The organism is Paenisporosarcina sp. OV554 (assembly GCF_003058165.1).
Classification (GTDB): domain Bacteria; phylum Bacillota; class Bacilli; order Bacillales_A; family Planococcaceae; genus Paenisporosarcina.
Genome location: NZ_QBUC01000001.1, coordinates 316,830 through 343,394, shown reverse-complemented (window position 1 = coordinate 343,394; position 26,565 = coordinate 316,830). Strand labels below are relative to the sequence as shown.

The 26,565-nt window shown below is 38.7% G+C and carries 24 protein-coding genes; 1 reads left to right on the top strand and 23 read right to left on the bottom strand.

The window, feature by feature from the left end; genetic code table 11:
• Position 1 precedes the first annotated feature (1 nt).
• From rsgA to C8K15_RS01560, 11 genes are all read right to left on the bottom strand, one after another.
• Positions 2 to 883 carry a ribosome small subunit-dependent GTPase A gene (gene rsgA / locus C8K15_RS01610; protein ID WP_108584591.1) on the bottom strand — a complete coding sequence of 294 codons (882 nt, stop codon included), beginning with the start codon at positions 881 to 883 and terminating at the stop codon, positions 2 to 4.
• Between the two features lie 11 nt (positions 884 to 894).
• Positions 895 to 2,847, bottom strand: coding sequence for a Stk1 family PASTA domain-containing Ser/Thr kinase (pknB, locus tag C8K15_RS01605; protein WP_108584589.1), 1,953 nt, complete (start codon positions 2,845 to 2,847; stop codon positions 895 to 897).
• 2 nt (positions 2,848 to 2,849) lie between these two features.
• Positions 2,850 to 3,599: a Stp1/IreP family PP2C-type Ser/Thr phosphatase gene (locus C8K15_RS01600; RefSeq protein ID WP_108584587.1), complete on the bottom strand. Its 750-nt coding sequence runs from the start codon at positions 3,597 to 3,599 to the stop codon at positions 2,850 to 2,852.
• A 152-nt stretch (positions 3,600 to 3,751) separates the two neighbouring features.
• On the bottom strand, positions 3,752 to 5,125 hold the full coding sequence (rsmB, locus tag C8K15_RS01595; protein WP_108584586.1) for a 16S rRNA (cytosine(967)-C(5))-methyltransferase RsmB: 1,374 nt from the start codon (positions 5,123 to 5,125) through the stop codon (positions 3,752 to 3,754).
• Positions 5,122 to 6,063, bottom strand: coding sequence for a methionyl-tRNA formyltransferase (gene fmt / locus C8K15_RS01590; protein WP_108584584.1), 942 nt, complete (start codon positions 6,061 to 6,063; stop codon positions 5,122 to 5,124). The genes rsmB and fmt overlap by 4 nt, the downstream gene beginning before the upstream one ends.
• Positions 6,060 to 6,551, bottom strand: a complete 492-nt coding sequence (def, locus tag C8K15_RS01585; protein ID WP_108584583.1) for a peptide deformylase — start codon at positions 6,549 to 6,551, stop codon at positions 6,060 to 6,062. The genes fmt and def overlap by 4 nt, the downstream gene beginning before the upstream one ends.
• A gap of 25 nt (positions 6,552 to 6,576) precedes the next feature.
• A complete protein-coding gene (gene priA, locus C8K15_RS01580; protein WP_108584582.1) occupies positions 6,577 to 8,991 on the bottom strand; it encodes a primosomal protein N' in 2,415 nt (804 codons plus the stop codon).
• Positions 8,981 to 10,195 carry a bifunctional phosphopantothenoylcysteine decarboxylase/phosphopantothenate--cysteine ligase CoaBC gene (coaBC, locus tag C8K15_RS01575; protein ID WP_108584580.1) on the bottom strand — a complete coding sequence of 405 codons (1,215 nt, stop codon included), beginning with the start codon at positions 10,193 to 10,195 and terminating at the stop codon, positions 8,981 to 8,983. The genes priA and coaBC overlap by 11 nt, the downstream gene beginning before the upstream one ends.
• 79 nt (positions 10,196 to 10,274) lie before the next feature.
• On the bottom strand, positions 10,275 to 10,499 hold the full coding sequence (gene rpoZ, locus C8K15_RS01570) for a DNA-directed RNA polymerase subunit omega (RefSeq protein WP_108584578.1): 225 nt from the start codon (positions 10,497 to 10,499) through the stop codon (positions 10,275 to 10,277).
• A gap of 3 nt (positions 10,500 to 10,502) precedes the next feature.
• Entirely contained in the window at positions 10,503 to 11,123 is a 621-nt protein-coding gene (gene gmk / locus C8K15_RS01565) for a guanylate kinase (RefSeq protein ID WP_108584577.1), read from the bottom strand.
• Between the two features lie 17 nt (positions 11,124 to 11,140).
• Positions 11,141 to 11,392, bottom strand: a complete 252-nt coding sequence (locus C8K15_RS01560) for a DUF370 domain-containing protein (protein WP_108584575.1) — start codon at positions 11,390 to 11,392, stop codon at positions 11,141 to 11,143.
• A 113-nt stretch (positions 11,393 to 11,505) separates the two neighbouring features.
• On the opposite strand from C8K15_RS01560, the gene C8K15_RS01555 reads away from it, so the two are divergent.
• Positions 11,506 to 13,197 carry an Rqc2 family fibronectin-binding protein gene (locus C8K15_RS01555; protein ID WP_108584574.1) on the top strand — a complete coding sequence of 564 codons (1,692 nt, stop codon included), beginning with the start codon at positions 11,506 to 11,508 and terminating at the stop codon, positions 13,195 to 13,197.
• Between the two features lie 219 nt (positions 13,198 to 13,416).
• Here the strand turns inward: C8K15_RS01555 and pyrE are convergent, their stop codons facing one another.
• The 12 genes from pyrE to lspA form a co-directional block, all read right to left on the bottom strand.
• A complete protein-coding gene (gene pyrE, locus C8K15_RS01550; RefSeq protein WP_108584573.1) occupies positions 13,417 to 14,049 on the bottom strand; it encodes an orotate phosphoribosyltransferase in 633 nt (210 codons plus the stop codon).
• Entirely contained in the window at positions 14,049 to 14,759 is a 711-nt protein-coding gene (gene pyrF / locus C8K15_RS01545) for an orotidine-5'-phosphate decarboxylase (RefSeq protein WP_108584572.1), read from the bottom strand. Before pyrF ends, pyrE begins: the two co-directional genes overlap by 1 nt.
• Positions 14,756 to 15,667: a dihydroorotate dehydrogenase gene (locus C8K15_RS01540; RefSeq protein ID WP_108584571.1), complete on the bottom strand. Its 912-nt coding sequence runs from the start codon at positions 15,665 to 15,667 to the stop codon at positions 14,756 to 14,758. The genes pyrF and C8K15_RS01540 overlap by 4 nt, the downstream gene beginning before the upstream one ends.
• Entirely contained in the window at positions 15,664 to 16,440 is a 777-nt protein-coding gene (locus C8K15_RS01535) for a dihydroorotate dehydrogenase electron transfer subunit (RefSeq protein ID WP_108584569.1), read from the bottom strand. The genes C8K15_RS01540 and C8K15_RS01535 overlap by 4 nt, the downstream gene beginning before the upstream one ends.
• Positions 16,437 to 19,634, bottom strand: coding sequence for a carbamoyl-phosphate synthase large subunit (gene carB, locus C8K15_RS01530; RefSeq protein WP_108584567.1), 3,198 nt, complete (start codon positions 19,632 to 19,634; stop codon positions 16,437 to 16,439). The genes C8K15_RS01535 and carB overlap by 4 nt, the downstream gene beginning before the upstream one ends.
• On the bottom strand, positions 19,627 to 20,727 hold the full coding sequence (locus C8K15_RS01525) for a carbamoyl phosphate synthase small subunit (protein ID WP_108584566.1): 1,101 nt from the start codon (positions 20,725 to 20,727) through the stop codon (positions 19,627 to 19,629). Before C8K15_RS01525 ends, carB begins: the two co-directional genes overlap by 8 nt.
• A complete protein-coding gene (locus C8K15_RS01520) occupies positions 20,727 to 22,004 on the bottom strand; it encodes a dihydroorotase (RefSeq protein WP_108584564.1) in 1,278 nt (425 codons plus the stop codon). Before C8K15_RS01520 ends, C8K15_RS01525 begins: the two co-directional genes overlap by 1 nt.
• Positions 22,004 to 22,882 (bottom strand): aspartate carbamoyltransferase catalytic subunit, encoded by an 879-nt coding sequence (locus tag C8K15_RS01515; RefSeq protein ID WP_108584563.1) that lies wholly within the window; start codon positions 22,880 to 22,882, stop codon positions 22,004 to 22,006. Before C8K15_RS01515 ends, C8K15_RS01520 begins: the two co-directional genes overlap by 1 nt.
• A gap of 151 nt (positions 22,883 to 23,033) precedes the next feature.
• Complete coding sequence (locus C8K15_RS01510) at positions 23,034 to 24,332, bottom strand: uracil-xanthine permease family protein (protein WP_108584555.1); 1,299 nt, start codon at positions 24,330 to 24,332, stop codon at positions 23,034 to 23,036.
• Positions 24,333 to 24,350: 18 nt separating this feature from the next.
• Positions 24,351 to 24,890 carry a bifunctional pyr operon transcriptional regulator/uracil phosphoribosyltransferase PyrR gene (gene pyrR, locus C8K15_RS01505; RefSeq protein WP_108584553.1) on the bottom strand — a complete coding sequence of 180 codons (540 nt, stop codon included), beginning with the start codon at positions 24,888 to 24,890 and terminating at the stop codon, positions 24,351 to 24,353.
• A gap of 225 nt (positions 24,891 to 25,115) precedes the next feature.
• Positions 25,116 to 26,042 (bottom strand): RluA family pseudouridine synthase, encoded by a 927-nt coding sequence (locus C8K15_RS01500; protein ID WP_108584552.1) that lies wholly within the window; start codon positions 26,040 to 26,042, stop codon positions 25,116 to 25,118.
• The gene (gene lspA, locus C8K15_RS01495; protein WP_108584550.1) at positions 26,043 to 26,528 is read right to left on the bottom strand and encodes a signal peptidase II; all 486 of its coding nucleotides are present in this window, start codon (positions 26,526 to 26,528) and stop codon (positions 26,043 to 26,045) included.
• Positions 26,529 to 26,565 lie beyond the last annotated feature (37 nt).

The window sequence follows — 26,565 nt, the reverse complement described above, 5'->3', positions numbered from 1 at the left end:
TTTAATACCTCGGCTTTCGCTCGTTTATTTCGTCTAAAAACTTAACATAGTGCTTATATCTATAATCTTTAATCTCTCCAGATTGTACTCCAGCAAGGACTGCACATTTCGGTTCACTTAAGTGTAAACACTCTCTAAATTTACAACTATCAGATACTGCTCGGAATTCCGGGAAACAATAAGATAATTGTTCTTTATCAATTTCATCAAAATCAAAAGAACTGAACCCGGGAGTATCAGCTAACAATCCGTCACAAACTTGAACAAGTTCAACATGACGAGTTGTATGTTTTCCTCGACCAAGGGCTTGTGAAATGATACCAGTTTTTATATTTAAGGAAGGCAACACTGTATTTAGTAATGTTGACTTACCTACACCCGACTGACCAGCTAAAACGCTGATTTTACCTTGTAAGATAGGAGCGATGTTGGCAACCAAATTTTCGTCGTCTTTAAATGTTTCTATTATTTGATATCCAATCGCTCGGTAATCATCTATAAAAGGGCGAATTTTCGCCATTTCTGATTCAGATATCAAATCCGTTTTGGTTAAACAAATAATTGGCTTTACATTAAATGATTCTAATACAACAAGAAAACGATCTAATAATAACGGATTGAAATCTGGTTCAGTTAAAGAAAATACCAATAAAGCTTGATCAACATTAGCGATAGGCGGACGAATTAGCGCATTTTTTCGTTCATGTACGACAGTGATTGTTCCATCAGAACCGTCTTCCACTTCATAATCGACAAAGTCACCTACCAGTGGGCTTACCCCCCGGTTTCTAAAAACACCGCGTGCTCTACATTGAATAAATTGTTGCCCGTCCTGAACATAATAAAACCCGCTAAGTGCCTTACGAATTTGTCCTTTCGGCATCGAATTCCTCCCTAATCGAAACTGTCATACTCAATAATTTCGTCTTCTATGACTTTTGAGTCGACCATGATTCGATATGCTCCTTTTTGACCTTCTTCTATTTCTAATTGAATTTTTTGTTGTTTTGATTCAGTCAAGACAAACTCCTCTACTGGCTCTGCAAGTGAATGCGTTTGATCCTGCAAATAAATACGAACAATTTGCTCAGCACCTTCTGTTTCTGGTTCATATGGAATTTCAACCGATTTAATAAAGGTTTTAACTTTTTTGGCAACTGGACCTTTTGAAAGAACAATATCTATTGAACTCCCCGGTTCTAACTGAGTTCCAGCAACGGGCTTTTGCGAAATCACGAATCCTTCAGGAACATCTGCAGAGAACTCTTCATTTACTATTCGAATATTAAATCCAGATGATTTAGCATAATCATTTAATGTTTTTTCATTGTATTGTTTGGTTAAATCAATGACACTATATAATTCTTGTCCTTTACTAACAACAAACACAAGTTCTGTCTCATCTGGTATCAGTTCAGAATCTCCAGATGGTTCTTGTGAAATGATAGTGCCAACAGGTTCTTGTGAAAATTCTTCAACTGTCTCGATAGATTTAAAATTTTGTTCAGCTAATAATTCTCTTACTTCGTTAATGTCACGGCCTTCATAATCAGGTAAGGAGACTAACTCTTTCCCACTCGAAATAATGAAATCAATTTCAGTTCCTTCTTCTCTTATTTTACCGTTTTCTGGAATTGTGCGAATAACTTTACCTTCTTCAATTTCCTCAGAAGACTCTTCCGTTTCATTTCCCGCAATAAATCCAACTTCTTCTACCTTATCAATCGCTTCGTTTAAGGACTTATTTGCAACGTCTGGTACTTCAATTTTTTCAGGTCCAAACATTCCTGGAAAAGCAATAATGACGATTACACTTGTCAACAGCAACAATGAAATAATACCCAAAACCCATGGCCATTTTTTCTTTTTCTTTTTCTCTTCCACCACGGGTTTAGAAAATACTTGCTCTTTCGTGTGTTGCTTTGTTTCAGTTATTTTATCGTAACTTGTACCTTCTTTTATAACAGGCATTGCTTTAGTTGCATCGTCATCGTAAGGAATTGCGAAGGCTGCTTCGTTTGCACGTTCTGCAGATAATACATTATTTAAGTCATGTTCCATTTCCTCAACTGTTTGATAACGATTTCTTGGATCTTTTGAAGTTGCTTTCATCACTACATTTTCTAAACTTTGTGGAATAGTAGGCACGACAGCACGCACTGAAGGTGTTTCCGTTTGTAAGTGTTTTAATGCAATTGATACTGCAGATTCTCCCGAAAAAGGCAATTTACCTGTTAGTAGCTCGTATAATACGATACCAAGCGCATAAATGTCTGATTGCTTCGTTGCAGTACCACCACGTGCTTGTTCAGGAGATAAATAATGGACAGTTCCCAGCACTGAATTGGTTTGTGTAAAGGATGTTGCACTCAAAGCCATTGCAATCCCAAAATCTGTGATTTTGACGTGGTATACGCCATCCATCAAAATATTTTGCGGTTTTATATCACGGTGAATAATTTGATTTTGATGTGCGTGTGCGATTGCAGATGTCAATTGTTTCATGATTCTCACTGTCTCATCTGGTGATAAAGGAGCATTATCTACAATATAGTGTTTTAATGTTTTGCCTTCAACAAACTCCATCACCAAATATTGCAAGTCACGATCTTCACCTACATCAAAAATATTAACAATGTTTGGATGGGTTAAACTCGTAGCTGAAAGTGCTTCGCGTTGAAATCTCCGATGCAAATCATCTTCATTTGAGAAATCGTAACGTAACACTTTTATGGCTACGTCTCTATCTAATATCATGTCGTGAGCGAGGTAAACATTGGACATGCCCCCGCCGCCAATCATTTCGATCACTTTATAACGTCCACTGATTCTTTTGCCTAAGAGCATGCCTACACCTCCTCTTTTGTATTGTTAATCAGAACAAGAGAGATGTTGTCTTCTCCACCTTTTTCATTTGCAAGGTCTACTAAGTATTTTCCTTTTTCATGAATGGAGACATTGGTTGAAAGAATATTGGTCATGTCATCAATTGATAATTTATTACTTAATCCATCAGAACATAAGAGTAAATATGAATATGTAGGTGACATTAAAGAGAAAAAGTCAGGTTCAATCGTTTTTTCAGTTCCTAATGATTTCGTAATTAAATTTTTCTTTGGATGACTTTGTGCTTCTTCTTCACTAATTTCACCATTTTCAACTAACACATTTACATATGAATGATCCTTCGTCAATTGCATCATTGTTCCCGAATGTACTCCATATGCACGACTATCCCCTATATGACAAAGAATTTTTTGATTATCAGTAATAACTACTGCTAAAAAAGTGGTCCCCATCCCTTGGCAATCTTCATGTGTTAATGAATAATCAAAAATTAATCGATTAATTTTTCCAACAGCGTGCAAAAACCATAGTTTAATCGAGTCCTCAGAATAAAAATGTTGTGGAGTAGCGCTTAAAAAAAATTTACCGATTTTAGTAATGGCCATGTCACTTGCGATATCTCCTGCATTGTGTCCGCCCATACCATCAGCAATAACACCTAATCGGACAAAATCAGATCGTATGAACATTGCCGCACAATCCTCATTCACCGATCGTTTTTGACCAATATCACTTAATACAGTGTACTTCATCAATAGTCACTCCGTTTCTTGTTGACGCATCATAACAATGAAATTTTCTGCATGAAGCGCCAATATCAGAACCGTGTTCACGACGGTTTTTTGCTAAAATCCCATACTTGCTTGTTCATTCCTATACGCAGTTCTGTGGTAATAGTTATTCTTTAATTTGCATTGTTAGAAACGGAGTCTTTTTTACGGAATGCTGCAACAAAGAAACCATCGCTGTTAAAATCTTGTGGAAAAATGTGAATCAACCCATCTTTTGTCAAGTGATGAAAAGCCTCAGGAAGTATATCTAGTTTGTCTAACATCATATCAGAATGGCTAGCAAGAAAAGCTTGTACAGTGCCGTTATTTTCAACTTCATCTATCGTACATGTACTATATACAATCAGTCCACTTGGCTTTATTAACTTATAAGCTTCGTCGAGAAGTTTAATTTGAACTTTATGCAAAGAAGCAAAGTCCTCTTCTTTTTTTGTATATTTGATATCAGGTTTTCGACGAATGACACCTAACCCGCTACAAGGTGCATCTACAAGAATACGGTCAAACGATTGCTCGTCATACTCATTCGTTAATTCTCGGCTGTCCCATGTGCGTGTTTCAATATTTTCAAAACCTAATCGACTTGCTTGATCAGCAATAAGTTTCACTTTATGTGGATGCAAATCAACTGAAACAAGGAATCCTTCTCCGTTTAGTTTCTCCGCGATATGCATCGATTTCCCACCCGGTGCGGCACACATATCCAATACTCTATGACCCGGTTCGACTCGTAGTGCGTATGTTGGAATCATCGAACTCTCGTCTTGTATTGAAACAGCTCCGTATTGATAAGCCTGTGTTTTAGCAACTTGCCCCTTTTCAATGTGGAGGCACTCAGGGATTACTTCGCTTTGATTAGCTACAATTCCTTCATCTAGTAACATGTCGATTGCTTCTTGCACTGAAGTTCGGGTGGTATTAACGCGAACAGTATGTGCTGGTGGAATATTATTTTCAAAAGCCATCGTTTCCGTTTTTTCAAAACCAAATTGTTTTACCCAGCGTTGAATTAACCATAATGGATGACTTGATGCGATAGATAAGCGTTCGATTGGGTCTAGTATATCGTCAATTGAACGAACTCCTTGACGCAAAATACCTCTTAAAATACCGTTTACTAATCCAGCTGTTCCTTTATGGCTTCGCTTCTTAGCAATTTCAACTGCTTCATTTACAGCGGCGTGATTTGGAATACGATCTAAATAATGAATTTGGTAAAGTGATAAACGTAATAATTGACGAACCCAATCATCCAGTTTTCCTTTAATGAATGGTTGTAAATAATAATCGAGAGTCATCTTGTGTTGAAGAGTCCCATAAGTGATTTCCGTTAAAAGTGCACGATCTTTGATATCAATATCATATTTTTCAATTGTTTGGTGTAGTAATAAATTGCTATATGCTTGACTCTTTTCTATCGCCATTAAAATTGATAATGCGGCATCACGGACATTGCCGTTCCACATTCGATATGATTTATTATTCATTGAAACTGATCCCCTATCTGTAATTTAGAACCAGTGCCTCGTAAAAACTCTTCGGCAGACATTTTTTTCTTCCCAGCTGGCTGCAATTCTGTAATTTCAAAGGCTTGCTCAAAACCTGTTTGCACAACAAGTCGATCTCCCATTAACTCAACCACTGTCCCTACGGGTTGAGTATAGCTTTGTTGACTCGGTTGCCCCCACCATACTTTGACGGCTTCTTCTCTTAAAGTCGTATACGCTACAGGCCATGGATTAAGTCCACGTACTTGGTTGTATATATCTTTTGCTGACTGATTCCAATCAATTCTTTCTTGCTCTCTTGAAATGTTGCGAGCGAAAGTTACCTTATTTTCATCTTGCACCACTCTTGCATTGCTACGGCTAAGAATAGTTGGCAATGTCTCTTTAAGTAAGTCACTGCCAACAATACTAAGTTTTTCAAACAAAATTCCTGTTGTATCGGCAACTTCAATCGGTATTGATTTTTGTGAAATGATATCACCTGCATCTAATTTTTGAGCCATATACATAATGGTGACACCCGTTTCGTGTTGACCATCGATAATAGCTTGGTGAATAGGTGCACCTCCACGATATGCAGGTAGCAGGGAAGCATGGACATTTAAACAGCCAAATTCAGGTGCATCCAGTATCTCTTTAGGAAGAATCTGGCCAAAGGCAGCCGTCACAATAATGTCTGGTTGCATTGCTAAGATTTCATCCATTTGTTGTGAACCTTTCAGCTTCTCAGGTTGCAACACAGGTAAACCTAGTCTCAATGCTTCTTTTTTAACGGGTGTTGGCGTTAACACTTTTTTGCGTCCTACAGGTCGATCTGGTTGTGTAACAACAGCTAGGATAGAATATCCTTCTTCTTGTAACATGGACAGAATCGGTACTGAAAACTCTGGGGTCCCCATAAAAACTAAAGAGGTCAAAGTATTTCCTCCTCTTCATTTTCTAGTTCAGAAGGATCAACGACACGCAGAATTTTCGAATCAAATAATATGCCATCTAAATGGTCTATTTCATGCAAAATCGCTCTTGCTTCATAATCCTCAGCCTCTAATTCGTACCATCTACCGTCTCTTTCCTGAGCTTTAATTCGCACATAAAAAGGACGCTCCACCTCACCATACAATTCCGGGAAACTTAAGCAACCTTCTATATCAATTACAGATCCTTCTGTTTCGAGGACTTCCGGGTTGATCATTTCGATGATGTCTTCACCTTCACCTAAATCAACAATGGCTACTCGGATGGATTCACCTACTTGAGGGGCTGCGATGCCAATGCCATCAGAATCAAGCATGGTATCGTGCATATCTTTCAATAACGTCGCGAGCTTCCGATCAAATTTAAGTACTTTCTTTGTCGGTGTTGTTAATATTTCACATGGGTGTTTTACGATTTTTCGTATCGTCAAATGTTATTCCTCATTTCGTGTCTGCTCACATAATGGATGAAGGATTTAAGTCAATTGACATTAAAATTCCTTTTTTCAGCCAATCTGTCCGGTAAATACGGATTAATTGCTGAAGTACATCTGGGAGCATCGGTTCTTTTTTGTATTTTATCAAACATTGATAGCGATATCTATTTTGTACACGACTAATGGATGAAGCTGTTGGTCCAATAATTTCTGCCGTGTTGGATAAATTTTCGCGGAGCCAATTTGCCGCTTTGTGAGCGTATTCCGCTGTCATCAACACATCTTCATGCGTAATCTGAATGAGCACAACAAAAGTAAAAGGTGGGTAGGCAAATTGTTTTCGATTCATCATTTCTTGATGATAAAAAGAAATAAAATCATGATTTTGCGCATATTGAATGGCGTAGTGTTCTGGTGTGTAGGTTTGAACAACCACTTCACCCTTTTTATCATGTCTTCCTGCTCTTCCACTTACTTGAGTCAACAATTGGAATGTTTTTTCGGCTGCTCGGAAATCTGCCAAATGGAGAGTGGTATCGGCTGAAAGCACTCCAACTAAAGTGATATTAGGAAAATCGAGCCCTTTAGCAATCATTTGAGTACCCAGCAATATGTCTGCCTTACCGTCGCCAAACATTTTCAATATATGTTCATGCGAACCTTTTTTCCGAGTGGTATCAACATCCATACGTAGTACTCGAGCTGTTGGGAAAAAACGAGCAATCTCTTCTTCAACTTTTTGTGTACCAGTTCCAAAAAATCGAATATGTTCACTTTCGCATTGTGGACACGAGTTTGGAACATGAGACTCTTCTCCACAATAATGACATTTAATCCGTTCTTGAGATCGATGATAAGTCATTGAAATATCACAATTTGGACATTCGACCACGGTACCACAATCACGACACATGACAAATGAAGAATGACCCCGTCGGTTTAGAAACAGCACCATTTGCTCTCCTTTTTCAAGGCGTAGACGAATAGCATCCGCTAATTCCAATGAAAACATTGACCTGTTGCCATTTTTTAGTTGCTCTCTCATGTCGATGATAGATACTTCTGGTAATGCTTGTTCACGAGGTCTCTTTGCTAAAGTTAACAAAGAATAGTTCCCTTTTTTTGCTCGAGCATAAGATTCAAGCGAAGGGGTTGCACTTCCTAAAATGACTGGGCAATGGTGATATTCACTTCTCCAAATCGCTACATCTCTTGCATGATAACGAGGGGAATCATCTTGTTTATAAGTACCTTCATGTTCTTCATCTAAAATAATTAAGCCAATATTTTGAAAAGGAGCAAAGATAGCAGAACGAGCACCCACCACCACTTTGACTTCACCACGACTAATTTTTCGCCATTCATCATATTTTTCTCCAGTCGATAAACCGCTATGCAAGACAGCAACTAAAGAGCCAAAACGTTCTTTAAAGCGATTCGTCATTTGAGGGGTAAGTGAGATTTCCGGAACAAGAACGATAGCTTCTTTTTGATCCATTAACGATCGTTCAATCGCTTGTAAGTACACTTCGGTCTTACCGCTTCCAGTAATGCCATGAAGAAGAAAAGTTGTAGCTTCGCTATGATCATATGAATGAATAATTTCACTCAATGCGAGGTGTTGTTCATTAGTTAATGAGTGTTTTTTAGAGACATCAATCGTTCTATCAGCGTAAGGATCTCGGTAAACTTCTTCAAATTCTAATTTCGCCGCACCTTTTTCTACTACTCCTTGTAACACAGCATTTGATGTATTAAGGTTTTTTAATACATCCGACAAAATGATGCGCTCCCCCACGTGATCTAACATCCAATTAATTACGTCCTTTTGTTTCTTCGCTTGGTTAGAGACATTTTCACAAATCTCTTTTAAGCGATTTACATCGGATTCAATTTGGACCATTCTCACTTTTTTTACAGCCGTCTTTTGTTTGACAGCGGTTTCGAGAACTAGAATTTGTTCTTTAATTAATTTTTTTATTGTAGAAAGCAATTCTTTCGATTCATCTGCTTTCAGCTCAATACTATCTTTTCCTTGAAATAAGGCTTGTACACTTTGTGGAAGCACCGCACTGGAATCTATAATTCGAAGTGTTTTTTCATATTTCGCTCGTAAAGCAGACGGTAGCATGACTTGAAGAGCATCAATTTCATAACATAAAGTTTGACGCTTTAACCACTTGGTCATAGCCAGCATTTCTTGTGTTAAAACAGGTTCGATATCTAATAATTCACCAATTGGCTTTTGTTTATTTAAAGGAACATCTGTGTCACTTTTTAATGCGATAACAAATCCAAGAACTTGGCGATTACCAAATGGGACTTTCACACGACTTCCACTTTCAATGATGGATTGGTATTTTTCTGGGACCTCGTAATCAAACGGTCGATCAATCGGATAAGCTGCCACGTCTACAATGACCTCAGCGAACATGTTTGACATCCTCTTCATGGTCCAATATCGTTTCAAACAGCTTTGTAGCTACCTCTTTTTTCGTCATATTGTCAAAATGGTTTATATAATTTTCTTTACCAATGACTACGACTGTATTTGTATCAGTACCAAAACCACTATCTATTCGCGTGACATCATTGGCTACAATATAATCAGCATTTTTCTTAATTAGTTTTGCTTTCGCATATGCTTCTACATTATTTGTTTCTGCTGCGAATCCAATTAATAGTTGATGTGATTTTCTTTGGCCAAGTGTCATTAATATGTCAACGGTCCGCTCAAGTTCGAGAGTAGAGTCACCCACTTGTTTTTTCATTTTCTGTGCATAAATTGTTTTCGGACGATAGTCTGCTACTGCAGCCGTCTTAATGACAATATCGGCATTATCATAATGTCGTAATACAGCTTGCAACATTTCTTCCGCACTTTCCACATTTTCAATTTTCACATCAAGTGGAATCGGTAAAGAAACCGGACCTGATACAAGAATAGTCTCTGCGCCAAGTTTTACTGCTGCTTCTGCAAGGGCATAGCCCATTTTCCCAGATGAAAAGTTAGTTAGAAATCTCACAGGATCGATTCGTTCACGCGTTGGTCCAGCAGTGATTACTACTTTCTTACCTTTTAACGGTAAATCTTTTGGTAAAAAGAAAGCTTCAACTAATTCAACAATTTTTTCTGGTTCTTCTAATCTTCCTTTGCCTACATATCCGCAGGCTAAAAAACCTTCTGAAGGTTCAATAAATTCATACCCATCTTGTGCAAGTGTCGCGATGTTGCGTTTCACTGCTGGGTTGTCGTACATATGTACATTCATAGCTGGTGCAATCCATACCTTGGCTGTAGTAGCTAAAAGGGTAGTTGTCACCATATCGTCGCCAAATCCATTTGCAAGTTTTCCAATAACATTCGCAGTTGCAGGAGCAACGATTACTAAATTTGCCCAGTCTGCTAAATCAATATGAGCAATGACTTGTGAATTTTTTTCATCAAATGTATCGGTATAAACATCATTTCTAGACATGACTTGAAAGCTCAGAGGCTGCACAAACTTTGTAGCAGATTCCGTCATGATTACTTTGACATTTGCTCCCGCTTGAGACAATTTACTTACCAGTGCTACCGCTTTATATACCGCAATTCCACCAGTTACGCATAATAAGATATTTTTGTTTGCTAGCATGAACATTCTTCCTCTCTCAAACAACAAACTCCCAAAGCATTTTACGTCTTAGGGAGTTTTCATTGGGTAATAATAGGATTTATATTTCGTCTTCGTAAATTGTTTTTTCATCTTGCACTTCTTTAGTTAATGCCCCACAAGCTACTTCTTCTAATGCTCGTCCTACATATTTTAAAGAAACATAAGAAGTTAATCGCTCTCCGCCTTCTTCTTGTAATTGGCGTGCGCGTTTTGAAGCTAAGCTTACTAGTGAGTATTTTGAATCGATTTTACTTTTTAATGAATCAACTGATGGATATAACATTAATTAATATTCCCCTTCCAACATAGACAGATATCTTTTTTCAACACGTACTCTTCGACAATGCTCAGCAGTGACAATCGCATTTACGCGATCACATGCTAATTGTACTTCATCATTTTCAACAACAAAGTCATACAAGTTCATCATTTCAAGTTCTTGTCTTGCAGCCAAAATACGAGACGCAATTACGTCATCTGTTTCCGTGCCTCGTCCTACTAAACGTTGTTCTAATTCTGAAAGACTTGGTGGTGCTAAGAAAATGAATAAGCCATCAGGGGCTTTAGCACGCACTTGAGATGCACCTTGCACTTCAATTTCTAAAAACACATCACGCCCTGCGTCTAGCGTAGCATTTACGTAGTCTAATGGGGTTCCATAATAGTTCCCAACATAAGATGCGTATTCTAATAAACGCCCTTCTACGATTAATTGTTCAAATTCCTCATGAGATTTGAAAAAATAATCGACACCATCGACTTCGCCTTCACGCGGCTTTCTAGTCGTCATTGAAATTGAATATTCATAATTCGTGTCAGGTTGTGAGAATAATTCTTTTCGCACTGTACCTTTCCCAACACCAGATGGCCCTGAAAGGACGATTAATAATCCACGTTCTTTTCGCATTAAATCCCTCTTTTTATCTATTCGGTTTGTTCTAACATACGTGTTACCATAGTTTCTGCACTAACGGCAGATAATACAACATGCTCACTATTCATAACAAATATTGCGCGCGTTTTTTTCCCATACGTTGCATCAATTAAAAATCCTTTGTCTCTTGCATCTTGAACGAGACGCTTAATCGGCGCCGACTCAGGTTGCAAGATGGAGATAATTCGATCAACTGCTACCACACTACCGTTTCCGATATTGATAAACTTTAGACTCGGCACAGTCGTCCCTCCTAATAAAGCTAAACTTTCTTTGCTACATACTTAGCCAATTATATCACATTACCCTTAGAAAATGATAAGATAGAGCAAAACGTTTTGAAAGAGGAATTCTTATGGCATTTGATGGCTTATTTACAAAAGCAATGACGCACGAGCTCCAACAATTAGTATCAGGACGAATTTCAAAAATACGACAACCGAACTCACAAGAAATTGTTTTTCAAATTCGCTCTGGCGGTAAGAATAGTCGTTTACTTATTTCGATTCATCCTTCGTACTCGAGAATTCACGTAACGAATGAGGCAATCGATAATCCTTCTGAACCACCGATGTTTTGCATGTTACTTCGCAAACATTTAGAAGGTGGATTTATTTCCTCAATAACACAACTCGATATGGACCGCGTTATCATTCTTAGAGTAGAAAGTAAAAATGAAATCGGTGACGATATGGTGCGAGAATTACATATTGAGATTATGGGACGACATAGTAATGTTATTTTAGTGGACCCAGTTCGAAATCTTATCCTGGATAGTTTAAAACACTTGTCTCCTTCAGTTAATAGTTACAGAACGATATTACCAGGTCAACCGCATATTGCACCTCCAACTCAAAATAAAAAAAATCCTTATGATGTGGATGAACCTTTTTTCCACTCATTATTAGAATCGGAAGATGTATCACGTGAATTCATGACACACCTTGCCGGATTTTCACCTTTACATGCAAAAGAACTTGCTTACCTTGTAGCACACAGCGAACAACCAAGTTATGAAGTATTTAAAAAGTTCATAGATGAATTTGATCAAACAAATCCTTCAGGTACATATATAGAAAGTGGAAATAAAGCTATTTTTTCAAGTGTTGATTTACAGCATGTCGAAGGAAATAAAACACCCTATAATTCTTTAGGAGAATTACTCGACAAAGTCTATTTTGCACGAGCTGAACGTGACCGAGTAAAACAACAAGCTGGCGACTTAGAACGCTGGTTACAAAATGAACTTGATAAATTGAAATTAAAAATGAAAAAACTAGCTAAAGAAAAAGCGAACGCTGAAAAACTGGAAACCTTCCAACTTCATGGCGAACTGTTGATGGCAAACTTGTATAACCTTGAAAAGGGAATGACAGAGGCCGAAATCGTCAATTACTATGATGAAAATAATGAAGTCATCAAAATACAATTAAGCCCAAGAAAAACACCAGTAGAAAACGCACAAAGTTTTTACACGAAATACAACAAAGCCAAAACAGCCCTTTTGAAAACTCAACAACAACTCGATAAAGCACAAGACGATATCAACTATTTAGAAATGTTACAGCAACAAGTAATGCAAGCATCTCCACAAGACATCGAAGAAATTCGTGAGGAACTGGCTGAACAAGGCTGGATGAAAGCACGAATTTCGAAGAAGAAGAAAAAAGTAGTTAAGCCGACACCTGAAGCTTTCGTCTCTACTACAGGATTGCCAATTTCTGTCGGAAAAAACAACAAACAAAATGATTATTTAACATTTAAAATCGCGAGTAAATCTCAGTCTTGGTTCCATACAAAAGATATTCCAGGATCTCATGTCGTTATTCATGACAATGACCCAGATGAAGCGACCATTTTAGAAGCTGCAATGCTTGCAGCATACTTCAGCAAAGCTCGGGATTCATCGTCTGTTCCTGTCGACTATACCGAAGTACGTCATGTAAAAAAACCAAATGGTTCAAAACCCGGATTTGTTATTTATTTTGAACAAAAGACAGTATTTGTAACCCCTAGTGAAGATATCGTAAGAAAACTTCGTAAATAAAATACTTAAAAGCCATCCAATTTAATATGGATGGCTTTTGTTAATGGCTTGGATGTTCTATGAGCGGATATTTGTCAACTACGCGCGGTTATCGGATGTCTATGATCGATTTATTGTCGGCTATGCACGGATTCGTGTCGACTATCAGCGTTTCTCACAGAAAGCACTTAACCATCCATCAATAAAAGCCATCCAACTAGTTGGATGGCACATAAAGGTCTATAGTTGTCCGTGTTTTAGTTTTTCATGCCACTCGATTAGTTGAGGTCTTTCTTCATCACTAATTTGTTTCGCTTGTGATGCGACTTCCACTAATGCATCAAAGTTCGTTAAGCTAATGTATTTAATGCCAGCTTCTTCAAACAATTCATCTGCTCGCTTTAAGCCATATGTAAAGATGCTAACTACACCAAGTACGATACATCCTTGTTCTTGTAACGCTCGAACGGCATCAATGCTGCTGCCACCAGTTGAAATCAAATCTTCCACAACAATGACTTTTTGTCCTGCTTCAATTTTGCCTTCAATTTGATTGCCACGACCATGTTCTTTTGCTTTTGAACGAACATAGACCATTGGCAAGTTGAGTACATCACTGACCCAAGCAGCGTGCGGGATACCTGCAGTTGCTGTCCCTGCAACGACATTCGTTTGTGGGGAGAACTCTTGAATATTAGATGCCAAAGCTTGTGCAATTTGTTTGCGCACAATCGGACTAGACATTGTTAAACGATTGTCGCAATAGATAGGTGATTTAATTCCAGACGTCCATGTAAATGGGTCTTGAGGACGTAATTCCACCGCTCCAATGGATAATAACGCAGTTGCAATTTCATGTTGCTGACTTTTCATTAATAACCCTCCCATTGTTGTTTTACCATGTGATAAGCTTCTACAGCATTCGTTGATTGCGTAATAGCTCTTCCAACGACAATCAAAGAAGATCCCTCTAATCTCGCAACTTCGGGGGTTGCGATTCGAATTTGATCATGACCTTGTCCTTCGTTCAATCGAATCCCTGGTGTTACACGAAGGAAATCCTGCCCACATTCATTTTTAATTGTAGCAGCTTCTAAAACAGAACAAACTACTCCATCTAAGCCAGCTTGCTTTGAAAGTGCTGCATAATGAAGAACGGAATCATGTAAAGACGAGTGTATATTTTGCTCTTCTTGCATTTGTTGTTCACTTGTAGACGTTAGTTGTGTCACGCCAATGATTAAAGGACGTGTCTTACCTGCTGGTGTCCCAGCCTCTAAACCCTCTATAGCACTTTCCATCATTCTAAGGCCACCTGCGGCATGGACATTAACTAAATCTGCTCCAAGATTGGCAAGCCCTTTCATAGCGGACTTTACGGTATTTGGAATATCGTGTAGTTTCAAATCTAGAAACACATCATGTCCTCGTTCTTTTAACTCGTTGACAATAGTAGGTCCTTCTTGAAAATATAGTTCCATCCCCACTTTGACAAATAACTTCTCGTTAAACGGTTTTAAAAAATGAAATACTTCTTCTTTCGTTGCAAAATCAAGGGCGATTATCGGATTGTGCTTGTTCATCGGTGGCTCCTTCCTATCAACTCAGAGACATGATTTAAACCTAACCAATCTAACTTCTCAGGTAATTGTTCGATGATGTTTGGACATACAAAAGGATCTACGAAATTCGCTGTACCAACTGCTACAGCACTTGCTCCTGCAGACATAAAGTCAATAACGTCATCAACCGTAGTTATTCCACCCATTCCAATTATGGGAATGGACACTTGTTTTGCCACTTCATATACCATTCGAAGAGCTACAGGCTTAACAGCAGGTCCAGATAAACCTCCTGTACCGTTCGCAATAACAGGTTTACCAGTTCGTGTATCTAAGCGCATACCGATAAGCGTGTTAATCATGGTAATACCGTCTGCTCCGGCCGCTTCGACTGCTCGGGCAATTTCACCAATATCAGTTACATTCGGAGACAATTTCACATAGACTGGCACCTCAGAAACTGCTTTTACAGCAGCTGTAAGTTCAGCTGCTACTGCAGCATCCGTTCCAAATGTTATGCCTCCACATTTCACATTCGGACACGAGATATTTAATTCTAGAGCTTTAACATTTTTCGATTTAGAAATGTGTTTGGCTACTTCCACATAATCTTCCGTTAATGTACCTGCGACATTTGCAATAATCGGTACTTCGTATTGTTCGAGCCACTTAAGTTCTTCAGCTATTACTTTTTCCAACCCTGGATTTTGAAGTCCGATTGCATTTAACATCCCAGATGCTGTTTCAGCAACTCGAGGAGTTGGATTTCCTAAGCGAGTTTCAAGTGTTGTTGCTTTAATCATGATGGCACCGAGTTTTGAAAGGTCATATAGCTTGGCATATTCTTTTCCAAAACCAAAGCAACCGGAAGCAGGCATAATTGGATTTTTTAAGGATAAACCTGGTATTTCTATCGCTAATCGATTCATATGTGCACCACCCCAGCAGCAAATACAGGTCCATCACTGCAAACTTTTACGTAATCGACTGCTGTTTGTTCCGTTGTTTTACATACACAAGCGAAACATGCACCTAGTCCACAGCCCATCCGTTCTTCAAACGATAAAAATCCTTTTTTGTCAGGATACATGTTCTCCATTGCAACAAGCATTGCTGTGGGGCCGCATGTAAAATACGTTGAGAAATCGGTCTTTAAACCGGCCAACACAGTGGTTACAAACCCTTGATGTCCATGTGTTCCATCGACTGTTACAACATGAGTTTCGCCTAATTCACCAAACAACTCTTCATAAAAAACAACTTCTTTTGTTTGGAATCCTAGAATATGGATTGGCTTTACACCTTTTTCTACCAACCTTTTAGACAGTTCATATAAAGGAGGTACGCCAATCCCCCCCCCTACTAAGACAACAGTTTCACCAGGTGCAGCTTCATCAATAGGGAAACCGTTTCCGAGTGGACCAAGAACATCCACTTCATCGCCTATATTTTTTGTTGCGAGCATGGATGTACCTCGTCCTTCAGCACGATAAATGATGGTGAATTCCAACGTTTCACGATCGATAGAAGCAATGCTTATAGGTCTACGAAGCAATGGCTCATAACTATCTGAAACGCGAATGTGGACAAATTGACCAGGACTTTTCATCTCGTGAACCAGCTGTCCGATTAGCGTCATTTCATAAATGTTGTGAGCAATTTCTCTATGTTTTACGACACGCATGCGTTCTTGTCGAATCATTCAAAAACCCCCTGCTTTGGCATTTCTTCTGCTTGGAATGTCATGGATTCAATAACGCTTAACATGGCTTTTGCCGTATCTAGAGAAGTTAAGCAAGGGATACCATTTTCTACAGATTCTCTTCTAATACGGAATCCGTCACTTTCAGGTTGCTTGCCTTTTGTCAAAGTGTTGATGACAAATTGTGCTTCACCTTTTTGAATATAATCAAGAAGTGTTGGTCCTTCACTTCCTATTTTATTAACCATAGTTACTGGAATTCCCGCTTCTTTAATTGATTCAGCCGTACCCTCAGTTGCTAAAATCCTGTACCCTATTGAAGTGAAGCGTCGTGCAATCGACACTGCTTCTTCTTTATCTTTATTTGCTATCGTCATAAGTACTGATCCGTGATCTTTAATTTCCATTCCTGCAGCGACTAATCCTTTGTAAAGCGCTTTTTCTAATGTAATGTCTTTACCCATTACTTCCCCTGTCGACTTCATCTCAGGTCCTAATGTAATATCTACTCTACGAAGTTTTGCAAAACTAAATACTGGAACTTTCACAAACACTCCACGTGGAGCAGGAGCAAGGCCGTTGGTAATTCCTTGTGATGGTAAAGATTGACCTAGAATGGCTTTCGTTGCAATTTTCGCCATTGGGATATTCGTTATTTTACTTAAGAAAGGTACTGTTCGGCTTGAACGAGGGTTTACCTCAATCACATAAACCTCACCTTTAGAGATGACATATTGAATATTCAACAAGCCAATAATGTTTAACCCTTTCGCTAATCGTGTTGTGTAATCAATGAGTGTATTTAAATGTTCATCAGACAAGTTTTGAGGTGGATAGACAGCGATAGAATCTCCTGAGTGAACACCTGCTCGTTCTATATGTTCCATGATTCCTGGTATACATACATTTTCTCCATCTGAAATGGCATCTACTTCAATTTCTATACCAGTTAAGTAGCGATCCACTAACACAGGGTGTTCTGGACTTGCCTCAACAGCAGTTTCCATATAATGAGCCAACTCTTCTTGGTTGTAGACAATTTGCATTGCTCGACCTCCTAATACATATGAAGGACGAACAAGTACTGGATAACCGATTTCATTTCCAATGATTACTGCTTGTTGAGCTGAAACAGCAGTTTTACCCATTGGTTGCGGGATATCGATTTCATGAAGAGCTCGTTCAAATTTATCGCGATTTTCTGCACGATCTAAATCTTCTAACGATGTACCAAGGATTTGAACCCCACGTTCTTGTAGTTTATCCGCTAAGTTAATCGCAGTTTGTCCACCGAACTGAACGACTACGCCTTTCGGTTGCTCTAAGTCTACAATGTGCATAACATCTTCTATCGTTAACGGTTCAAAGTAAAGCTTGTCCGAAATTGAAAAGTCTGTTGATACTGTTTCTGGATTACTATTGATAATAATCGCTTCATATCCCGCTTCTTTGATTGCCCAGACGGAATGAACCGTCGCATAATCAAACTCTACACCTTGACCAATTCGGATTGGACCTGAACCTAGTACAATGACACTTTCTTTTTCTGTTTTAACCGACTCGTTTTCATCTTCATAAGTGCCATAAAAATAAGGTGTTTCTGATTCAAACTCTGCTGCGCATGTATCCACCATTTTATATACAGGGATTAATTGTTGTTCTTTGCGCCAGTTGTAGACAGATAATTCATCAGACTTCCATAGTTTCGCTAAAGTATGATCTGCAAAGCCCATACGTTTTGCTTTTCTAGCTACGTCAAAATCAAAAGGATTTGCTGCGACTATCTCTTCGTACTTCACAATGTTTTGTAGTTTATTTAAGAAGAATAAGTCAATTTGACTCCAGTCGTGAATCGACTCGATTGTTACTCCTCTTCTAAGAGCTTCACCAATAAAGAACAAACGCTCGTCTCCTGCGCGACGGATACGTTTTTCAATCCACTCGTCTGTCATGTCTTCTGCATTTTTTAGATTTAAGTGAAATTGTCCTGTTTCAAGTGAACGTACTGCTTTTAATATAGACTCTTCAAATGTACGACCGATCGCCATAACTTCACCAGTTGCTTTCATTTGAGTTCCTAAATTACGTTTCGCCGACTCGAATTTATCAAAAGGCCAGCGTGGAATTTTGGTTACTACATAGTCAAGTGCTGGTTCAAAGCAAGCGTAAGTTTTGCCCGTCACTGGGTTCATCATTTCATCTAGTGTTAAGCCGATAGCAATTTTAGCAGCTAGCTTCGCAATTGGATAACCTGTCGCTTTTGATGCTAATGCAGATGAGCGACTAACACGAGGATTCACTTCAATGATGTAGTAGTTAAAACTATGTGGATCAAGTGCTAACTGAACATTACAACCACCTTCAATTTTCAAAGCGCGAATAATTTTCAATGAAACATTTCTAAGCATTTGATATTCTCGGTCTGACAAGGTCTGACTTGGCGCTGTAACAATTGAATCACCTGTATGAATACCCACAGGGTCGAAGTTTTCCATGTTACACACGACAATCGCATTATCATTTGAATCTCTCATAACTTCATATTCAATTTCTTTATATCCTGCAATCGATTTTTCAAGTAAACATTGTGTAACTGGACTATATTTCAGTCCACTCGTCACTGTTTCCAAGAGATCTTCATCATTGTGACAAATCCCTCCGCCAGTTCCACCAAGTGTAAATGCGGGACGAACAATTACCGGATAACCAATACGTTTGATAAACGCATGAGCCTCTTCCATATTGTGGATAATGTCGCTATCTGGTACTGGTTCATTTAATTCATTCATTAATGTTCGGAATAAATCTCGATCTTCAGCTTTGTGAATGGCTTCTAATTTTGTACCTAGAATTTCAATCTTTAATTCCTCTAGAATGCCTGATTCGTCTAGTTCAATGGCCATATTTAATCCTGTTTGCCCACCGAGCGTTGGGAGAAGCGCATCAGGACGTTCTTTACGTAAGATTCGACTAACGAATTCCAATGTAATTGGTTCAATATATACTTTGTCTGCGATTTCAGTATCCGTCATGATTGTTGCTGGATTTGAATTGATTAATATAACTCGATAGCCTTCCTCTTTCAAAGCAAGACAAGCTTGTGTACCTGCATAATCAAATTCTGCTGCTTGTCCAATAACAATCGGACCTGAACCAATAACGAGAATGGTTTTAATATCTTGGCGTTTAGGCATTTTGTTTTTCTCCCTTCACATTAGCGTTCATTAACTCAATAAAGCGATCGAATAAGTGATTGGAATCTTCTGGTCCTGGTGATGCTTCTGGATGATATTGGACTGTAAAAGCAGGTACATCCAAATGTGCTAACCCTTCAACAGTGCCATCGTTTAATGCGATATGTGTTACTTTCAAACGTGTTCCTGTTAACGAATTTTCATCAACTGCGTAGCCGTGATTTTGTGAAGTAATTTCCGTTCGGCCTGATTCTAAATCTTTTACCGGGTGATTCGCACCTCGATGGCCAAATTTCAACTTAAAGGTATCTCCGCCACTTGCCAGTGCAAATAGTTGATGTCCTAGACATATTCCAAAAATCGGTATTTTCCCGATTACTTTTTGCAACATTTCAATCGCTTCTGGCACATCTTTCGGGTCTCCAGGGCCATTTGATAACATGATTCCATCTGGATAAATCGCCATAATTTGTTCTGCCGTCGTATTATAAGGAACCACCATAACATCACAGTCCCGTTTATTTAGTTCTCTTAAGATCCCGTGTTTCATGCCAAAATCGACAAGTACAACCCGTTTTCCTCGCCCTGGACTTGGATATGGACGTTTTGTTGATACTTGGTTAACTTGATCTGTAGGAAACGTTATATTTTTCAACTTTGCCACTACTTCATCAACGTTTACTTCTTCACCCGCAGCACTTAACATTCCTTTTACCGAACCAAGTTCTCGAATGATTCGAGTGAGTTTGCGCGTATCAATTCCTTCAATACCCGGGATATTTTTCAAGACAAACATTTCATTTAAGGTAGCATCACTTCTAAAGTTTGAAGGCGCATCGGCCAGTTCACGCACAACCAGCCCTTTTATGGCCGGTTCGATTGATTCAAAATCATCACGGTTGATTCCGTAGTTCCCGATAAGCGGGTACGTCATTGTGACAATCTGACCGCAGTAAGATGGATCAGATAAAGTTTCTTGGTACCCCGTCATTCCTGTTGTAAATACGACTTCACCTGCACTCGCTTCTACACTTCCAAAAGCAGTTCCAACGAACACATCTCCAGTTTCTAAAATGAGGCTTCTTTTCATCATCATTTCTCCTCCTGCCAAATTACATTTCCTTCAAACATCGTCATGACCGGCCATCCTGTACAAGTCCAATCTTGGAATGGTGTGTTTTTACCATTTGACACGAATGTAGCAGTGTCTATATTTTGTTCTTTTGTTAAGTCAATAAATACTAAGTCAGCTGACTCTCCCATAAGCAGTCTACCGTATGGCAAACCAAACACATCTGCTGGCCTGTTTGTCAGCCAATCAACTAGCTGTGTTAACGTCCATTTTCCTGTTTTCACAAAGTGTGTATATAAAAGCGGGAATGCTGTTTCCAACCCAACTATGCCAAATGGTGCTTGTTCCATGCTATCGCCTTTTTCTTGAGCCGTATGTGGTGCATGATCCGTTGCGATGAAATCAAGAGTCCCATCTTCTAATCCTTCTATTAATGCTTTTAAATCTTCACGTGCTCGAAGTGGAGGATTCATTTTCCAGTTTGGATCGTTCGCTGGAATGTCATCTTCACAAAGAAGTAAATGATGAGGACTTACTTCAGCTGTTACTTTGACTCCCGCTTTTTTAGCATCTCGAATGACTCTTACGGATTCTTTGGTACTAACGTGACATACATGATAGTGAGCACCTGCAGCTTCAGCTAGTAAGATGTCCCGAGCAATATGAACGGACTCTGCAATTGAAGGAATACCTTTTAAGCCTAGCTCTTTATTTTTCTTACCTTCGTGCATTACTCCAGCGTATATCAGTGTGTTGTCTTCACAATGCGCTACAATCGGCATGTTTATTTTTGCAGCATCTTTCATTGCTTCAAACATCATGCCTGCTTGCTGCACGCCAACACCATCGTCAGTGAAAGCAAATGCTCCATGTTCTTTTAAAGCTGCAAGATCTGTTCGTTCTTTTCCAGCTTCACGAATCGTAATCGAAGCATATGGGAGCACTCGAATCATAGCTTTTTCTTTAATGAGCTGATTCACATGACTTAAATTTTCTACTGTATCTGGTACTGGGCGGGTATTTGGCATTGCACAAATGGTTGTATATCCACCCTTTGCTGCAGCGTGAGTACCTGTTTCAATCGTTTCTTTATGTTCACCACCTGGCTCTCTTAAATGAACATGTACATCAATAAATCCTGCTGATACAAAATGGCCCTTTCCATCGATAATTTCATCAACCTCAGGCTCAACCTTAGGATTCACTTCGATTATGCGTCCTTTATCGATTAAAATAGAACCTTCTATTAAATCGTTGTTATCGTTAAGTAATTGAATGTTACGAATGAATTTTTTCATCAAAATCTCTCCTTTAATACAGATTCTAGTATTGCCATACGCACGAAGACTCCGTTATGCATTTGTTTGAAAATCCGCGATTTCTCACTTTCAACTAATTCACTTGCGATTTCAACATCCCGATTTACAGGTGCTGGGTGCAAGATGATTGCTGTAGGTTTTAACTTTTCATAGCGTGCTTTCGTTAATCCGAATTTTTCGTGATAGAGTTGATTTGAAAACTCATTTTCTTTTGCATGCCGCTCGTGTTGTACTCGTAATAACATCACTACATCCGCAGAAGGCAACGCATCTTCCCAAGATGAAGTGGATTCAAATTCTCCTTGCCATTCTTCTGGACATAAGAATGTAACGTGAGCCCCTAAATTGCTTAGAGCTTGAGCATTGGATTTTGCGACTCGGCTATGAGCTATGTCTCCAACAATCGTTACTTGAAGACCTTCGAACTTTCCAAACTCTTGTTTGATTGTATAAAGATCTAGCAAGCTTTGCGATGGGTGCTGACCCGAGCCATCCCCGCCATTAATAATCGCAATATTTAATCCAGACATTAATTCTTCGTAAAAACCATTTTCTTCATGCCTTATGACTACAGCATCCACGCCGATAGATTCCAATGTTTTGACTGTATCATATAAGGTTTCCCCTTTTGTCGTACTAGAGGTACCTGCTTCAAAAGGTAAAACATGCAGGCCTAATTTTCGTTCGGCCATTTCAAAACTCATTTTGGTTCTTGTACTTGGTTCAAAAAACAAATTAGCCACTGTCATTTGCTTTATCAATTGGTGCGGTGAATTTTGTTGGAATTCTAATGCTCGCGTTAGCATTGATTCAATTTCATTAATTTCTAAGTTTTTCATACTTAATAGGTTCTTCACTTTGTAGCCTCCCGATTTCTTTATTAAAAGAAAAGCCCCTCAACAAAATTGTTGAGAGGCTTGGGTAACCTAAGTAAAGATCCATTGTCAAATGGAGCTTTATCAGTCGGTTTCCCTTTGCCTGCCTCTCTGGACTAGGTTTTAAAAGGTTTTATTTTTTCACTTCATCTTCTAATGAATCTTTTGCTTCTTGCGGTTTTCCTGGTAAAAGCAAATTTAATAATACTCCTACAATAGCTGCTAATGCCATGCCTTGGATTTCAAATGTATCCGTAAAGTGAAGTTTTGCTCCACCAATACCAATGACTAAGATGATCGACGAAATCACTAAGTTTCGTTTATTTCCAAAATCAATATTGCTATCAACTAACATGCGCAGCCCTGAAGACGCAATAATCCCAAACAACAAGATCGAAATCCCGCCAAGAACAGCGGTTGGAATGGTTGCGATTAGTGCCATGACTTTGCCAAAGAATGAAAATAAAATGGCCAAAATTGCTGCACCAGCAATTACGTAAACACTATATACTCTCGTAATTGCAAGAACTCCAATATTTTCTCCGTACGTTGTTTTAGGAGGTCCACCTAATAGTCCACTGATTAACGTTCCTAAACCATCACCAAGTAATGAGCGATGCAAGCCTGGTTCTTTTATGTAATTTCGATTAACAATTTTCCCTAGTACAAGTTGATGTCCGATATGTTCTGATATCGTCACAACTGCTATTGGTACCATTAATACTAATAATGTAGGCGTGATGGTGAAATCGTAGTCGACTCCCGGAATCAAGAACTCGGGTGAAGCAATCCATTTAGCTTTTAAAACCGATGAAAAATCAACAATGCCAATGACTAATGAATATAGGTAACCTACAATGATTCCGATTAAAACTGGCATTAAACTAATAATTCCTTTAAAGAATAAAGTAGCGACAACTGCTGCTGCCAATGTAACAAGAGCTGCTGAGAAATGCAACATGCTATAGTCTGTCGTCCCAGGAATGTTCATAGCCATGTTTATCGCAACAGGTGATAATGCTAAGCCGATGACTATAATGACTGGAGCCACAACAATCGGTGGCAATAACTTCATGATCCATTTATAGCCTGTTTTCCATATAATCAGTGACACAATGAAATAGACAAGTGCCACAAACAAACTACCAATCATTGCACTACCTATGCCGCCTTCTTTAGTTGCCATTTGAATAGGTAGTATGAAAGCGAAAGACGAACCCAAGTATGCCGGAACTTGGAATTTCGTTACGAACATAAAGATTAGGGTTGCAATACCACTTGTTAACAATGCGATTGCTGGACTCAACCCAACTAATTGGGGCACCAAAATTGTGGCACCGAACATGGCGAACATATGTTGCAAGCTTAGAGTAGTTAATTTTCCTGCTGACGGTCTATCGTGTATGTCTAAAACTGTTTGGGAATTATTCATCTTGTCCACCCCATTCTTCTATTCGTGAATCGTAACACTGTCTTCTTGATCGGTTTCATGTAATCTCACGACAATTCTTTCTATACTTGACGTAGGGATATTCTTCCCTACGTAGTCTGCACGGACCGGTAATTCTCGATGACCTCTGTCTATTAGAACAGCTAATTGAATTTGTGCTGGTCTTCCTAGATCCATTACCGCATCCATTGCAGCTCTTACAGTACGTCCGGTATACAGAACATCGTCTATTAAAATCACTTTTTGACCTGTGACGATGTGTTGAATATCTACTTGCTGAACAAGTGGTTCTTTATTTGCTGTCTTCATAGACAAATCGTCTCTGTAAAGTGTGATATCTAGTTCACCTGCTTTGATAGCCTTGCCTTCAATTTTTTCGATTTTCTCGGCTAAACGTTTAGCTAAGTAGGCACCTCTAGTTTTAATTCCAACTAAAATACAAGTTTCAATCCCTTTATTACGTTCAATGATTTCATGCGCGATTCTAGTCAGCGCTCGGTTTATGGCTTGTTCGTCAAGTATATTTGCTTTTTCAACCATAATGGATTCTCCTTTTTCTTCAAAATAAAAACCCTCTCGTCCGCAGTGGATGAGAGGGTGTGAATGCAGAAAATCAGTCGTATCAAAACACACAGCATGTGCTTTTTACGTTTCACTGGTACCTTCTCAGCCTCTCTGGACTGTTATTAAAGGAGTTCTATTTAATTTTTTTCGGGAAATGGTATGAGCTTTGACTTTCGCTCTACACTTTTTACTAGTATAGAGTTACTTTTCTTTGTTGTCAACGTTCTCTTTCATTTCTTCTAGCAACTCGCTAAATACTTGCGGTAGTGGAGTTTCAAATTCCAAGTACTCTTCTGTACGAGGATGAATAAAACCGATTACAGCAGCATGAAGCGCTTGTCCGTCAAAATCAATTGTTTTTTTCGGTCCATACTTCGGATCACCCGCTAAAGGATAACCGATGTATTTCATATGAACACGAATTTGATGTGTACGACCCGTTTCTAAACGACATTCAACTAATGTAAAGTTGCCAAATCGTTCTAAAACACGAAAATGTGTAATCGCATGTTTTCCGCTATCGACTACTGTCATACTCTGACGATCGCGAGGATCACGACCAATTGGAGCATCAACTGTCCCTTTATCGTGCGGTATGTGACCATGTACTAATGCAATATATTTTCGAGTAACCGTCTTTTTCACAAGTTGGTCCACTAAAGACACATGAGCCTTATCGTTCTTCGCGACCATTAATAAGCCAGAAGTATCTTTATCTATACGATGGACAATCCCAGGACGCATAATGCCGTTAATACCAGATAAATCTTTTACTTGATACATTAATCCATTTACAAGTGTACCTGAAGTATGACCAGGTGCAGGATGAACGACCATACCACGAGGTTTATTCACCACAAGGACATCCTCATCTTCATAAACGATTTCAAGATTTAAATTTTCTGCTTCGATATCTAATGGTTCCGCTTCCGGTACAGAAACAGTAACAACATCATCAGGTTTAACTTTATAATTTGTTTTTACAGTTTCACCATTAACTAAAACAGCTCCATCTTTTAACCAAATTTGAATTTGACTACGAGACCAATCTGCTTCAAGACTAGCAAGCGCTTTATCAATACGCTCCCCTTTTTGTGCTTCTAAAATCTTATACGTATAATCTTCCATCTATTCACCTTTTCTCTTTGCAGCTTTTTCTGCTTTTTCTTCTAAAATTAATACAATGATGAGCATGACTACACCTATCGATAATGCTGCATCTGCAACATTAAAAATGGGGAAATCATAGTTTATTACCGGGATGAGTACATCTACAAAATCCACCACTTCACCACGGACTAAGCGATCAATAAAATTCCCAATAGCACCACCAAGTAGAACCATTAAACTAAGTTGAAATAATGGCTTTCCTTTTGCTTCTTTATGAAAGTAGTACAAAATACCAATGATTACGATTACAGTGACAATTGTAAATAACCACATTTGTCCTTCTAGCATTCCCCAAGCTGCTCCACGATTACGATGGGAAAGTAAGCCAAATGTTGGATCAATTAATACAATTTGTTCACCTAGTTCCATATTTTTCACAACTAACCATTTTGTCCACTGATCAATTGCCACAATGGCAATTGCAACTAAATAAAAAATGTACACGTATGTTCCTCCGTTACGCAAGTATCTTAGTTAGTTT